This is a genomic window from Saccharopolyspora sp. MMCC62, from assembly GCF_057736575.1.
Window position 1 is genome coordinate 482,285 of sequence record NZ_JBYKCM010000003.1, and the last position, 13,571, is coordinate 495,855.

A 13,571-nucleotide genomic window follows, 5' to 3' on the forward strand; every position below is an offset into this window, starting at 1 on the left:
ACATGTTCACCGGCATCGTCGAGGAGCTCGGCACCGTCACGTCCGTCGACGCGGACGGCGACGGGGTGCGGCTGACCGTCGAGGGCCCGCTGGTGACCTCCGACGCGAAGCACGGCGACTCCATCGCCGTGAACGGCGTGTGCCTGACCGTCGTGGACTCCGGCGCCGGCCGGTTCACCGTGGACGTGGTGGCCGAGACGGTGCGCCGCTCCGCGATCCGGCACATCGCCGCCGGGGACCGGGTGAACCTGGAGCGCGCGATGGCGCTCGGCGACCGGCTCGGCGGGCACATCGTGCAGGGCCACGTGGACGGCACCGCGGTGCTGCTGGCGTCGGACGGCGACCTCACCCGCTTCGAACTGCCCGCCGGGTTGTCGCACTACCTGGTGGAGAAGGGCTCGATCACGGTGGACGGGGTGTCGCTCACCGTGGTCGAAGCGGGACGCACCGAGTTCAGCGTCGCGCTGATTCCCACCACGCGGGAACTCACCACCTTGGGGGTGCGCCGACCGGGTGAAGAGGTCAACATCGAGGTCGACGTGCTGGCCAAGCACCTGGAACGGCTCGCCGCCGCGCAGCTCGACCGGCCGCGCACCGGAGCCGCCGGGTCCTGACCGCCCGATCGGCGGCCCTGGACCCGGGTGGCGGGAGGACAATGACGGTGCCGGGACGCACAGCCGCCCGGCAGTCCGAACCGAGGGCGGGCGCACCGGTGGTGCGCCGCAGCCCCAGAGCGAAAGAACACGGGACACGGTGAGCAACAGGTTCGACGACATCGAGCGCGCCCTGGCCGACATCGCGGCCGGCCGCCCGGTGATCGTGGTCGATGACGAGGATCGCGAGAACGAAGGCGATCTGATCTTCGCCGCCGAGAAGGCGACGCCGGAACTCGTGGCGTTCATGGTGCGCTACACGTCCGGGTACCTGTGCGTCGGCATGACCGGCGAGGACTGCGACCGCCTGGACCTCCCGCCGATGTACCACTCCAACCAGGACCGCAAGGGCACCGCCTACACGGTCGCGGTGGACGCGGCCGAGGGCGTCAGCACCGGCATCTCCGCCAGCGACCGGGCCCGCACCCTGCAAGTCCTCGCGGACGGCGGGTCGCAGGCCGCGGACCTGCACCGACCCGGTCACGTGGTGCCGCTGCGCGCCCGCGACGGCGGCGTGCTGCGCAGGCCCGGGCACACCGAGGCGAGCGTCGACCTGTCCCGCCTCGCCGGGCTGCGGCCGGTGGGCGCGCTGTGCGAGATCGTCAGCCAGAAGTCCGAGGGCGACATGGCCCGCCGCGACGAGCTGGAGGTCTTCGCCGACGAGCACGACCTGCGGCTGATCACCATCGCCGACCTCATCGCCTACCGCAGGCGGTTCGAGAAGCAGGTGGAGCGGGTCGCCGAGGCGCGCATCCCCACCGCGCACGGCACCTTCCGCACCTTCGGCTACGACAGCACCCTCGACGGCATCGAGCACCTGGCGCTGGTCTACGGCGAGATCGGTGACGGCGAGGACGTGCTGGTGCGGGTGCACTCGGAGTGCCTGACCGGGGACGTGCTCGGCTCGCTGCGCTGCGACTGCGGCCCGCAGCTGTCCGCCGCGATGGAGAAGGTCGCCGCCGAGGGCCGCGGCATCGTGCTCTACATGCGCGGCCACGAAGGCCGCGGCATCGGACTGATCCACAAGCTGCAGGCGTACCAGCTGCAGGACGACGGCGCCGACACCGTCGACGCGAACGTGGCGCTGGGCATGCCGGTGGACAGCCGCGACTACGGGCAGGGCGCGCAGATCCTCTGCGACCTGGGCGTGAAGTCGATGCGGCTGCTGACGAACAACCCGGAGAAGCGGATCGGCCTGGAGGGCTACGGCCTGCGGGTGCTGGGCCGGGAGGCGCTGCCGATCCGCCCGAACCCGGAGAACCTGCGATACCTGCGCACCAAGCGCGATCGGATGGGGCACGAGTTGAACCACCTCGACGACGGCGAGGACTCCTCGATCACCGGCGACGGCGACGAGACCGGCTTCGGCAGGCCGGGGGTCACCGCATGAGCGGCGAAGGCAGGCCCCGCGTCGAGGTCCCGCGGGCCGACGGGCTGAAGCTGGCGATCGCGAGCATCCGCTGGCACGACAAGATCACCGGCCGGATGCTGGAGCGCGCGCTCGCCGCCGCCCACGAGGCGGGCATTGCGGAACCGACCGTGGTGCGGGTGCCGGGCTCGATCGAACTTCCGGTGGTGTGCCAGGAACTGGCGCGCGGGCACGACGCGGTGGTGGCGCTCGGCGTCGTCATCCGCGGCGGCACCCCGCACTTCGAGTACGTCTGCGACTCGGTGACCGCCGGGCTGACCCGGGTGGCGCTGGACGAGTCGACGGCGGTCGGCAACGGACTGCTCACCTGCGACACCGACCAGCAGGCCAGGGACCGGGCCGGGTTCCCGGAATCGGTGGAGGACAAGGGCTTCGAGGCGACCGCGGCCGCCCTGGAGACCGCGCTGGTGCTGCGCGACCTGCGCTCCCGCTGACCCGCGACCGGGAGGTCGCCGCGGGACGGGCAAACTGGACGCATGCAGTCAGCTGAGGCTCGGGACGAGGTGGCCGGTCCGGAACCGGCGGGAGGTGGGGACGCGGTGGAGTCCTCGGACGCGGTCCGGTCCGTGGTGGTGCGGCCGATCAAGATCCGCCGGGTGGTGATCCCGGTGGCCGTGGTGCTGGTGGTCGTGTTCGCCGTGGTGGCGGTGCTGCTGCGCAACACCCCGACCGGCGTGTACTTCCGGGTGTCCGACCAGGTCGCGATGGCCGGGCTGGGCGTGCTGCTGGCCTGCGGTGCGCTGCTGCTGGCGCGGCCGCGGCTGCGCGCCGACCTGTCCGGGCTGGAGGTGCGCAACGTGATCGGCACCCACCGCTACTCGTGGGACGAGGTGCAGGCCGTCAGCTTCCCGGACGGCGCCGCCTGGGCCCGGCTGGAGCTGCCGCAGGACGAGTACGCCTCGGTGATGGCGATCCAGTCCACCGACGGCGCGCACGCCGTCCAGGCGATGCGCGACCTCCGCGAGCTCCGCCGCGAAGTGGAGATCCGCCGCGGCGGGGAATGACCCCCGAACGCGAGAGGTGCCCGGGAGCGAGCGCTCCCGGGCACCTGCGCGTCGAACCCCGCGTCAGGAACGCGACCGGTTGAAGACCAGCCGGTAGGCGATCAGCAGGATGAGCGAGCCGATCACGGCCCACACGAAGCTCATGAAGCTGAACCCGGTGACGCCCTGGCCGCCGAACTGGCTGCTGATCCAGCCGCCGAGCAGGCCACCGACGACGCCGATCAGGATCGTCACGATGATGCCGCCCGGGTCCCTGCCGGGCAGGATGAACTTGGCGATCGCGCCCGCGATCAGGCCGAAGATGATCCAGCTGAGGATGCCCACGGTGTCCCTCCTTCCGTTGGCGCGCCGGTAGGCGGCGCGCTGCGCACACGCTCTTCCCACGGGTTCCCCGCAGTGACGTCGATCAATCGCGATCTCGGCCACCGCATCACCCGATCAAGCGTTCCGGAGGCTACGCCCTCACCCGGAGTGGCTGATCACGCCCGTCCGGGAGCCGCCGAGGTCGCGGGTTCCGGACGCACCGCGCCCGCCGCGCCCGCCACCAGCAGCGCCAGCGCCGCGGGCACCGCCAGCCCGGCCGTGAGCCCGAAGCCCTGCGCCAGCAGCCCGATGAACACCGGCCCGGCCAGCAGCCCGCCGTAGGACAGGGTGCTGACCTGCGCCAGGTCCCGTCCGCTGCGCCCCGGGTTCCGGTGCCCGGCGGCGCTGAAGATCTGCGGCACGATGCAGGACAGCCCCACCCCGAACAGCGCGAACCCCGCCAGCGCCGCCACCGGGTGGTGCAGCAGCAGCGCCGCCGCGAGCCCGCTGCCCGCGACGATCCCGCACACCCGGACCAGCGGCACCGGCCCGAACCGCCGCACCAGCCCGTCGCCGAGGAACCGGAACAGCCCCATCGTGGCGGAGAACACGGCGAGGCCCAGCGCCGCGAACCCGGGCCCGGTGCCGAGCTCGTCGTGCAGGTAGATCGAGGACCAGTCGCCCATCGAGCCCTCGCCGACCGAGCAGCAGAACCCGAGCGCGCCGAGGAACACGATCGCCGGCGGGAACCCGCGCACTCGCGGTCCGTCCGCGGCGGGCGGCGCGGGTTCCGGTGGCAGCAGCGCGGGCCGGGCCAGCAGGGACAGCGCCAGCAGCACCGCCCCGCTCAGCGCGAAGTGCGCGGCCGGGCTCATCCCGAGGTGCGCGGCCAGCGCCCCCGATCCGGCGCCGAGCAGACCGCCGAGGCTGAACGTCGCGTGGAAGGTGCTCATGATCGGCCTGCGGTAGCGCTGCTCCACCCGCACCGCGTGCGAGTTCATCGCCACGTCGATCGTCCCGTGCGCGGCGCCGAACAGCAGCAGCCCCGCCACCAGCGTCCCCAGGCCGCCGGCCAGGCCCGGCGTCGTGCCGGACAGCGCCACCAGCACCCCGGCGGGCGGCACCACCCGGGTGCTGCCGAACCGGTCGGTGAGGTGCCCGCAGACCTGCATGGCCAGCACCGAGCCGGCGGCGACGGCGAACAGCGCGATCGTCACGCCGCCGTCGTCGAGGGCCAGGTCCCGCTTGATCGTCGGGATCCGCGCCGTCCAGGTCGCCAGGGCGAACCCGCTCACCACGAAGTAGGCGGTCACCGCCCACCGCGCGCGCCGCGCGGCCGCGTCGGGCTCGACCGGTGTCGTCTCGGGCACCGCTGTCCTCTCGTCCGGCTGCCGGGGTTCGGTCCGCGCAGGCCCCGTCTCGGCACCACCCGATTGTTTCCGAGACCGCATCGTCCGGTCTCCACGAGTGCAATCGATCACCGCGGCACGGCGGCTGTGAAGGGGGCGAACGGGTGAGGGACAATGGCGCAGGCGTCGAGCGCCGGAAACCCCGGCACGCGCGCCGGGACCCGGCTCCGGCGCGGCCGCCGAACGGGCGGGTGCACCGGTGCGGCCGGGCGGCGATGGAGGAGGAGACCGTGAGCGTGGCCCAGGAGCGAAATCTTCGGCTGGTGCGGGACGAGCCCCGCGCGCCCGCCGTCCGGATCGGTGACATCCACCTGCGCAACCGGCTGGTCACCGCGTCGAGTCTGCTGGGCTACGGCGTCGCGAACTCCAAGCTGGTGCCCTACGGCATGAGCCCGATCTCGATGTTCGTCCCGCTGGAGCGCTTCGGCGCCGTCACCGCCCGCACCGTCACGGTCGAACCGCGCGAAGGCCACTTCACCACCCAGGACGTGTGGCCGCTGCACGAGGTCCCGGCGCTGATCAAGCGCTACGGGCAGGCGCTACGGCAGGTCGACGGCGGCTGGATGAACGCGTTCGGCTGGTGCAACGTCGGCATCGACGCCTACCTGCGCGACTACTACCCGCGCACCCGCTCGCAGAACACGATCATCTCGGTCGGCGGGTTCTCCCCGGAGGAGTTCGTCACCCTCGTCGAGAAGGTCAACGCGGCGGTGCCCGCGGGCGACATCGCGGCGGTCGAGTTCAACGTCTCCTGCCACAACGTCAACTTCGACTTCAACGCGATCATCGAGCAGGTGCTGGCGCAGGCGGTGCCGCGCAGCGACCACCCGGTGATCCTGAAGCTGTCCTCCGACTACGACTACCTGGCGCACGCCAAGCTGGCCGCCCGGCACGGGGTGTCCGCGCTGACCGCGATCAACACGGTGAAGGGCCTGCGGCTGGACCCGAACACCGGGCAGCCGCTGCTGAAGAACGGGTTCGGCGGGCTGTCCGGGCGGGCCATCAAGCCGATCGGGCTGCGCGTGGTGAAGGAGCTGCGCGACTCCGGGGTGAAGCTGCCGATCATCGGCACCGGCGGCATCCGCAGCTTCGACGACTGCCGCGAGTACTTCTGGGCCGGGGCCGACGCGGTGAGCATGGGCAGTGCCAGCTGGTTCGCCAGCTACCCGGGCTACGCGCTGTCCCCGGTGCACGGCGCCCGCATCCGCAGCGTGCTGCGCCGCATCGAGCACTACCGGCCGCCGAACCGCTGAGCGGGCGCCGGTCCTCCCGACGGGAGGACCGGCACCCGAGCGGTCACCGCCCGGCGGTCGCCGACCGGGCCGGGTGCAGCGGGCGCCCGATCGCGCGCAGCAGCGCCCGGAACTCGGCGCCGTTGGGCGGCACGCGCAGGCCCGCGTACCGGAACACGTCCCCGTGCTCGGCCATGCGCACGATCCGGCCGTCCGCGGCCTCGAAGCGGCCCACGTAGGCGTTGCGGTACGGCTTGCCGGTGCGGGCGACGACCATGTCCCCTTCCCGCGGAAGAAGACCGCGCCGCCGGGCGTGGTCTCCCGCTGCCCGAACTCCTCGGCGAGGAGAGCGCCGCGCTGTTCTCCCGCCTCGCGGCGGCCGAGTTCCGCGCGGCGCTGAGCCGGTATCCCGGCGACCCCTACCTCCGCGCCGTGTTCGCCGAACCGACCGCGACCAGCCCGGCCTTCCGCGAGCACTGGGCGCGGGGCGGTCCGCGGTCAAGACCGTGCGCCACCCCGTCCGGGGCTGGACCGAATTCGGCGTCGAGGTGCGCCACGACCCGGAACGGGACCACTGGATCATGCGCTACACCTCCCGCACCGAGGATCGGCAGCGGCGGACTCCGCCCGCTGGAAACGGTGATCTTGGGAAATGCCGATCGGATGAATGATCTCGACACGAACGGGTCGCGGAACGTTGACTCTCCGGGGGCGGGGATCACCGGTCCAGCACGCGAACTGGGAGGGGCGCATGTCGGGTTACGGGACGTTCGGGAGCAGCCTGCGGGATCTGCCGCGGCTGCGGCAGTCCAAGCGGGGGCGGGTCTCCAGCTGGGACCGGACCGGGGGCAACGACGACAACATCCGGCTCGAACCCGGCGAGAGCCGCGAGCTCGCCCGGCTCACCGGTCCCGGTGCGGTGACCCACATCTGGTGCACGGTCGCCGTCGAGGACGGGCCGCACCGGCCCGAGGTGGAGGGCGACTACCTGCGCAGGCTCGTCCTCAAGATCACCTGGGATGACGCCTCGCACCCGAGCGTGCTGGTCCCGCTCGGCGACTTCTTCGGCATGGGCCACGGCCGCACCGAGAACTTCGTGTCCGCGCCGCTGCAGATGAGCCCGCAGGACGGCAAGGGCTTCAACTGCTGGTTCGCCATGCCCTTCGCCGAAGGCGCCCGGTTCGAGCTGATCAGCGAGCTCAGCCTCAAAACGGTGATCTTCTACTACTACGTCGACTACGAGCAGTACCAGCGGGCCGACCCGGACCTCGGCTACTTCCACGCCCAGTGGCGCCGCGAGGACCCCACCGACGGCGTCGAGCAGGGCGACCAGACCAACGACGAGTTCCTGTTCGGCGGCACCAACCTCGACGGGGCGGGCAACTACGTGATCCTGCAGGCCGAGGGCCGCGGGCACTACGTCGGTTCGGTGCTCAACGTGCACAACCTGCGCTCCACCACCGACTGGAACTGGTACGGCGAAGGCGATGACATGATCTTCATCGACGGTGAGCCGTGGCCGCCCCGGTTGCACGGCACCGGCACCGAGGACTACTTCAACACCGCCTGGTGTCCCAGCCAGCCGTACCACGCGCCGTACCACGGGCTCACGCTGCCGGGCGGGCGGAACTGGAGCGGGCAGGTGTCCTACTACCGGTTCCACGTGGAGGACCCGATCACCTTCGACTCGTCGATCGAGGTGAGCATCGAGCACGGGCACGCCAACAAGCGCTCCGACGACGTCTCCTCGGTCGCCTACTGGTACCAGACCCTCCCGTCGAAGCCGTTCGGGCTGCTGCCGGTGCACGACCGGCTCCCGCACCCGCTGTGAGCTCCGCTCCGGTCCCGCCGCGGGCGGGGCCGGAAGTTCAGGGGGCGTCGGCCGGGCGGTTCCCGGTCAGCGACCACAGGACCGCCACATCACCCGCGATGATCAGCAGGGACCACAGCGGCTGGTAGGGCACGAACAGGAACCCGGCCACCGCGCTGAGCACCGCGGCGGTCAGCGCCGCGGGCCGGGATGGGCGCCCGCCCGCGAGCAGCCCGATCCCGGTGGCCGCCACCAGCACCGCCAGCACGAGGTGCAGCCAGCCCCACGTCGCCACGTCGTAGCCGAACACGTAGCTGCCCAGCACCACGAGGAACAGGTCCGCGGCGACCGTGGCCACCGCGACGGCCAGGTGGAACGCGCCCACCAGCACCAGCATGATCCCGGCGAACCGCGCCGGCCCGCGCACCCGGGCACCGCCGGTGCGGCGCACGGCGTGCGCACCGCCGTGCCCGACCTGCGCCATCGGTGATCATCTCCTCGTCGCCGCGCACGCCCCCGGGCCGACCCGGCGGGCCTCCCAGGACACCGCGTGACGGCGGCATCACCAAGGGGCGAAGGTCCCCGCACGGGCGCCGATGCCGTGACGGGGAGTGTCGGTCGCGCACGTAGGGTGGAGCCGTGGCCGACCCGTCGACGTACCGCCCAGCACCCGGAACGATTCCGGACGCCCCCGGCGTGTACCGCTTCCACGACGCCGAGGGGCGGATCATCTACGTCGGCAAGGCGAAGAGCCTGCGCAGCAGGCTGGCGAACTACTTCGCCGACCTCTCCGGGCTGCACCCGCGCACCCGGCGGATGGTCACCACCGCCACCGGCGTGCGCTGGACCGTCGTCGGCACCGAGGTGGAGGCGCTGCAGCTGGAGTACTCCTGGATCAAGGAGTACGACCCGCGGTTCAACGTGCGCTACCGGGACGACAAGTCCTACCCCGTGCTGGCGGTGACCCTGCACGAGGAGTACCCGCGGCTGCACGTCTACCGCGGCCCGCGCCGCAAGGGCGTGCGCTACTTCGGTCCGTACGCGCACGCGTGGGCGATCCGGGACACGCTGGACACGCTGCTGCGCGTGTTCCCCGCCCGCACCTGTTCAAGCGGGGTGTTCAAGCGGCACGGCCAGATCGGGCGGCCCTGCCTGCTCGGCTACATCGGCAAGTGCTCGGCGCCCTGCGTGGGCCGGGTCGACGCCGCGGAGCACCGGTCCATCGTGGACGACTTCTGCGATTTCCTCAGCGGCCGCACCGACACCCTGATGCGCAAGCTGGACCGCGAGATGAAGGAGGCGTCCGCCGAGCTGGAGTTCGAGCGGGCCGCCCGGCTGCGCGACGATCTGGAAGCGCTGCGCCGCGCCATGGAGAAGCAGGCGGTGGTGCTCGGCGACGGCACCGACGCCGACGTGATCGCGTTCGCGAAGGACGAGCTCGCCGCCGCCGTGCAGGTCTTCCACATCCGCGGCGGGCGGGTGCGCGGCCAGCGCGGCTGGGTCATCGACCTGGAGGCCGAGACCGAGCTCGCGGAGCTCACCGGCCGGTTCCTCACCCAGTTCTACGGGGAGCAGGCGGCGCTGGCCGACCAGGCCGACGCGGGCGGCACCCCGGTCCCGCGCGAGGTGCTGGTGCCGGAGGTCCCCGAGGACGCGGAGGCGCTGGGGCAGTGGCTCGGCGAGCTGCGCGGCAGCCGGGTGGACCTGCGGGTGCCGCAGCGCGGCGACAAGCGGACCTTGATGGAGACCGTCGAGCGCAACGCCAAGGAGGCGTTCACCCAGTACAAGCTGCGCCGCGCCGGTGACCTCACCGCCCGCTCGGCGGCGCTGCAGGAGCTGCAGGAGACGCTGGAGCTGGACACGGCGCCGCTGCGCATCGAGTGCGTCGACGTCAGCCACGTGCAGGGCAGCGACGTGGTGGCCTCGCTGGTGGTGTTCGAGGACGGGGTGCCGCGCAAGTCCGAGTACCGCCGGTTCTCGGTGCGCGAAGGCGCCGAGGGCGGCGACGTGGGCTCCATCGACGAGGTGGTGCGCCGCCGGTTCGCCCGCTACCTCAAGGAAACGGGCACTGAGGGGACCGGTGCCGGGCGGCCTGCCGCGGGGGAGGCCGACGCGGGAGCGTCCGGCGCCCCAGGTTCCGGCACGGCGGGTTCCGGCATCGCAGGTTCCGGCACGGCGGGTTCCGGCAACGCGGGTTCCGGCACGGCAGGTCCCGGCGCCGCGGAACCCGGTGCCGCGGACCAGCGCGCCGAGCGCACCGCCGAGTCCGAAGTGGACGTCCGAGCCGCTTCCGGCGAGCTCGCCGACCTCGACGGCCCCGCCCCCGGCATCGACCCGGAGACCGGCCGCCCCCGCAAGTTCGCCTACCCGCCGAACCTGCTGGTCATCGACGGCGGTGCGCCGCAGGCCAACGCCGCCGCCGACGCGCTCGCCGACCTCGGCGTCACCGACGTCGCCGTGATCGGACTGGCCAAGCGCCTCGAAGAGGTGTGGCTGCCCAACGAGCCCGATCCGGTCATCCTGCCCCGCACCAGCGAGGCGCTGTACCTGTTGCAACGGGTGCGCGACGAAGCGCACCGGTTCGCGATCACCTACCACCGGCAGAAGCGCTCCAAGCGCCTCAGCCGGTCCGTGCTCGATTCGGTCCCCGGGCTTGGGGAGGCCCGGAAGACCGCCCTGCTGAAGCACTTCGGTTCGGTGCGCAAGCTCAAGCAGGCGAGGATCGAGGACATCATGGCGGTACCCGGCTTCGGCAGGAGTACCGCCGAGACCGTGTGCGCGGCCCTCGCCGCTGAGGCGGCCGGGGCAGGCGGGGGAGACACCAGCACTGAAGGGGAGAATCAGTGAGCGAGGAGAAGTCGGGCATCGAGGTCGCCGTCGTCAGCGGCCTTTCCGGCGCCGGGCGCAGCACCGCCGCCAAATGCCTGGAGGACCTGGGCTGGTTCGTCGTGGACAACCTGCCCCCCGAACTGATCGCGACGATGGTGGAGCTGGGGGCGCGTTCCAGCGGCGCGATCACCCGCGTCGCGGTCGTGATGGACGTGCGCAGCCGCGCGTTCACCGAAGACCTCGGATCGGTCATCAAGGACCTGGACGCCCGCGGCTACAAGCCGAAGGTGCTGTTCCTGGAGGCCACCGACGAGGTCCTGATCCGCCGCTTCGAGCAGGTGCGCCGCGGCCACCCGCTGCAGGGCGAAGGGCGGCTCGCCGACGGCATCGCCAACGAGCGCGCGCTGCTGTCCCGGCTGCGCTCCGAGGCCGACCTGGTGGTGGACACCACCGGGCTGTCCGTGCACCAGCTGCGCACCAAGATCGAGGACGCGTTCGGCACCGAGGCCGAGACCCGCACCCGGGTGACCGTGCTGTCCTTCGGCTACAAGTACGGGCTGCCGATGGACGCGGATCTGGTGATGGACTGCCGGTTCCTGCCGAACCCGTTCTGGATCCCGGAGCTGCGCGAGTTCAACGGCCTCGACGAGGAGGTCCGCAACTACGTGCTCGGCCAAGAAGGTGCCGAGGAGTTCCTGGAGAGCTACCAGGGACTGCTGCGGCTGGTCGGCGCCGGCTACCACCGGGAGGGCAAGCGGTACCTGACGCTGGCGCTGGGCTGCACCGGCGGCAAGCACCGCAGCGTCGCCCTCGTCGAGGAGATGGCCCGCAGGCTCGCCGACGACGAAGGGATGATGGTCAAGACCGTCCACCGGGACCTGGGGCGCGAGTGAGCCCGGCCGCACCACCGCACGACCCCGCCGAGCGCCCGCTGCGCGCGGTCGCGCTCGGCGGGGGGCACGGCCTGCAGGTCACGCTCGCCGCGCTGACCCGGCTCACCCCGGACGTCACCGCCGTGGTCACCGTCGCCGACGACGGCGGTTCTTCCGGGCGGCTGCGCCGCGAACTCGGCATGCTGCCGCCCGGCGACCTGCGCAAGGCGCTGGCCGCGCTGGCCGCGCCGGACGAGAACGGGCAGCGCTGGGCGCAGGTGTTCCAGCACCGCTTCGGCGGCAACGGGGCGCTGGCCGGGCACGCCGTCGGGAACCTGCTGCTGGCCGGGCTGCTCGACGTGGTCGGCGACCCGGTCGCGGTGCTCGACGAGGCCTGCCGCCTGGTCGGCGCCCGCGGCCGGGTGCTGCCGATGTCCGGTGAACCGCTCGACATGGAGGCCGAGGTGGTGGGCCTGGACGCGGACCCGGACTCGGTGCGCACCATCCGCGGCCAGGTCGCCATCGCCAGCACCCCGGGCCGGGTGAAGAAGGTGCGGCTCGCGGCGGCGAACGGCGAGCAGCACACCCCGCAGGCCTGCCCGCACGCGGTGCGCGCGGTGCTGGACGCGGACGTGGTGCTGCTCGGCCCCGGTTCCTGGTTCACCAGCGTGCTGCCGCACCTGCTGGTTCCGGAGCTGCACGAGGCGCTGGTGACCACGAGCGCGCGGCGCGTGGTGGTGCTCAACCTCGTCCCACAACCGGGCGAAACAGCGGGTTTCTCCCCGGAGCAACATCTCGACGTACTCTCGCAGCACGCACCGCGATTGTCCGTGGACGCGGTTCTCGCGGACGCCGGATCGGTGCCGACACCTGATCGGCTTCGTGCTGCGGCTGCCGGGCTGGGTGCGCAAACTCTGCTCGACACTGTCGCCTCGCCCGCCGCGCCGGGCAGGCACGACCCGGAGGCGCTCGCGGCGAGCCTGGCGGCCGCGCTGGAGAGGAGGACTGACCGGTGGCGATGACCGCGGCGGTCAAAGACGAACTGAGCCGGTTGCCGGTGACCAAGACCTGCTGCCGCAGATCCGAGGTCTCCTCACTGCTGCGGTTCGCGGGCGGGCTGCACATCGTCGGCGGCCGGGTCGTGGTGGAAGCAGAGCTGGACAGCGGTTCCTCGGCGCGCAGGCTGCGCAAGGAGGTGCACGAGCTGTTCGGGCACACCTCCGACGTGCACATGATCACCTCCGGCGGGCTGCGCAAGGGCACCCGCTACGTGGTGCGCGTCGTCAAGGACGGCGAGAGCCTCGCCCGGCAGACCGGGTTGCTCGACCCGCGCGGACGACCCGTGCGCGGCCTGCCCGCGCACGTCGTCTCCGGCGGCTCCTGCGACTCCGAATCGGCGTGGCGCGGGGCCTTCCTCGCGCACGGCTCGCTCACCGAACCCGGCCGGTCCTCCGCGCTGGAGGTCACCTGCCCGGGACCGGAGGCGGCGCTCGCCCTGGTCGGGGCGGCCCGGCGGCTCGGCGTGCAGGCCAAGTCCCGCGAGGTCCGCGGCGCCGACCGCGTCGTGGTCCGCGACGGCGACGCCATCGGCGCGCTGCTGACCAAGCTCGGCGCGCACTCCAGCGTGCTGTCCTGGGAAGAGCGGCGGATGCGCCGCGAGGTGCGGGCCACCGCGAACCGGCTGGCGAACTTCGACGACGCGAACCTGCGCCGCTCGGCGCGCGCCGCGGTCGCCGCGGCCGCCCGCGTGCAGCGCGCGCTGGACCTGCTCGGACCCACCGCGCCGGATCACCTGCTGGTGGCCGGGCGGCTGCGGCTCGCGCACCGGCAGGCGTCGCTGGAGGAACTGGGCCAGCTCGCCGACCCGCCGATGACCAAGGACGCGGTGGCCGGGCGGATCCGCAGGCTGCTGGCGATGGCCGACAAGCGGGCCAGGGAGCTCAACCTCCCCGACACCGAGTCCGCGGTCACCTCGGAACTGCTCGAAGCCGAGGTCTGACGGCCGAACGGCCCCTCCGGTGCGGGAGGGG

General features: G+C 72.7%; 14 protein-coding genes and 1 pseudogene. 11 read left to right on the top strand and 4 right to left on the bottom strand.

Annotated features, from left to right (window positions below; genetic code table 11):
- The first annotated feature begins 2 nt into the window (after positions 1-2).
- From AC29IT_RS09430 to AC29IT_RS09445, 4 genes are all read left to right on the top strand, one after another.
- Positions 3-614 carry a riboflavin synthase gene (locus tag AC29IT_RS09430; RefSeq protein WP_488218452.1) on the top strand — a complete coding sequence of 204 codons (612 nt, stop codon included), beginning with the start codon at positions 3-5 and terminating at the stop codon, positions 612-614.
- A 139-nt stretch (positions 615-753) separates the two neighbouring features.
- Positions 754-2,043 carry a bifunctional 3,4-dihydroxy-2-butanone-4-phosphate synthase/GTP cyclohydrolase II gene (locus AC29IT_RS09435; RefSeq protein ID WP_358440594.1) on the top strand — a complete coding sequence of 430 codons (1,290 nt, stop codon included), beginning with the start codon at positions 754-756 and terminating at the stop codon, positions 2,041-2,043.
- Complete coding sequence (gene ribH, locus AC29IT_RS09440) at positions 2,040-2,516, top strand: 6,7-dimethyl-8-ribityllumazine synthase (RefSeq protein WP_488218453.1); 477 nt, start codon at positions 2,040-2,042, stop codon at positions 2,514-2,516. Before AC29IT_RS09435 ends, ribH begins: the two co-directional genes overlap by 4 nt.
- Positions 2,517-2,558: 42 nt before the next feature.
- A complete protein-coding gene (locus AC29IT_RS09445) occupies positions 2,559-3,086 on the top strand; it encodes a PH domain-containing protein (RefSeq protein ID WP_358440600.1) in 528 nt (175 codons plus the stop codon).
- A gap of 63 nt (positions 3,087-3,149) precedes the next feature.
- Here the strand turns inward: AC29IT_RS09445 and AC29IT_RS09450 are convergent, their stop codons facing one another.
- Entirely contained in the window at positions 3,150-3,410 is a 261-nt protein-coding gene (locus AC29IT_RS09450; protein WP_358440710.1) for a GlsB/YeaQ/YmgE family stress response membrane protein, read from the bottom strand.
- 155 nt (positions 3,411-3,565) lie between these two features.
- Positions 3,566-4,759, bottom strand: a complete 1,194-nt coding sequence (locus AC29IT_RS09455; protein ID WP_488218454.1) for an MFS transporter — start codon at positions 4,757-4,759, stop codon at positions 3,566-3,568.
- 269 nt (positions 4,760-5,028) lie between these two features.
- Here AC29IT_RS09455 and AC29IT_RS09460 point away from each other — a divergent pair, with 269 nt between their 5' ends.
- Positions 5,029-6,051: a beta/alpha barrel domain-containing protein gene (locus tag AC29IT_RS09460; RefSeq protein WP_358440605.1), complete on the top strand. Its 1,023-nt coding sequence runs from the start codon at positions 5,029-5,031 to the stop codon at positions 6,049-6,051.
- Between the two features lie 43 nt (positions 6,052-6,094).
- Here AC29IT_RS09460 and AC29IT_RS09465 read toward each other — a convergent pair whose 3' ends face one another.
- Positions 6,095-6,307: a hypothetical protein gene (locus AC29IT_RS09465; protein ID WP_488218455.1), complete on the bottom strand. Its 213-nt coding sequence runs from the start codon at positions 6,305-6,307 to the stop codon at positions 6,095-6,097.
- Positions 6,308-6,387: 80 nt separating this feature from the next.
- Here AC29IT_RS09465 and AC29IT_RS09470 point away from each other — a divergent pair.
- Positions 6,388-6,528: pseudogene (locus tag AC29IT_RS09470) on the top strand (MmyB family transcriptional regulator); the annotation flags it as partial.
- Between the two features lie 253 nt (positions 6,529-6,781).
- Positions 6,782-7,861, top strand: coding sequence for a glycoside hydrolase family 172 protein (locus tag AC29IT_RS09475; protein ID WP_488218456.1), 1,080 nt, complete (start codon positions 6,782-6,784; stop codon positions 7,859-7,861).
- Positions 7,862-7,898: 37 nt separating this feature from the next.
- Here the strand turns inward: AC29IT_RS09475 and AC29IT_RS09480 are convergent, their stop codons facing one another.
- Positions 7,899-8,324, bottom strand: a complete 426-nt coding sequence (locus tag AC29IT_RS09480; protein ID WP_488218457.1) for a DUF7144 family membrane protein — start codon at positions 8,322-8,324, stop codon at positions 7,899-7,901.
- A 155-nt stretch (positions 8,325-8,479) separates the two neighbouring features.
- Between AC29IT_RS09480 and uvrC the strand changes: the two genes are divergently transcribed.
- From uvrC to whiA, 4 genes are read left to right on the top strand one after another with little or no spacing between them, the layout of a single operon-like run.
- Positions 8,480-10,687: an excinuclease ABC subunit UvrC gene (gene uvrC / locus AC29IT_RS09485; RefSeq protein ID WP_488218458.1), complete on the top strand. Its 2,208-nt coding sequence runs from the start codon at positions 8,480-8,482 to the stop codon at positions 10,685-10,687.
- Positions 10,684-11,562 (top strand): RNase adapter RapZ, encoded by an 879-nt coding sequence (gene rapZ / locus AC29IT_RS09490; protein ID WP_184478207.1) that lies wholly within the window; start codon positions 10,684-10,686, stop codon positions 11,560-11,562. The genes uvrC and rapZ overlap by 4 nt, the downstream gene beginning before the upstream one ends.
- A 38-nt stretch (positions 11,563-11,600) precedes the next feature.
- Positions 11,601-12,563 (top strand): gluconeogenesis factor YvcK family protein, encoded by a 963-nt coding sequence (locus tag AC29IT_RS09495; RefSeq protein ID WP_358440713.1) that lies wholly within the window; start codon positions 11,601-11,603, stop codon positions 12,561-12,563.
- Positions 12,554-13,540, top strand: coding sequence for a DNA-binding protein WhiA (gene whiA, locus AC29IT_RS09500; RefSeq protein ID WP_224957711.1), 987 nt, complete (start codon positions 12,554-12,556; stop codon positions 13,538-13,540). The genes AC29IT_RS09495 and whiA overlap by 10 nt, the downstream gene beginning before the upstream one ends.
- The last annotated feature ends 31 nt before the right edge of the window (positions 13,541-13,571 follow it).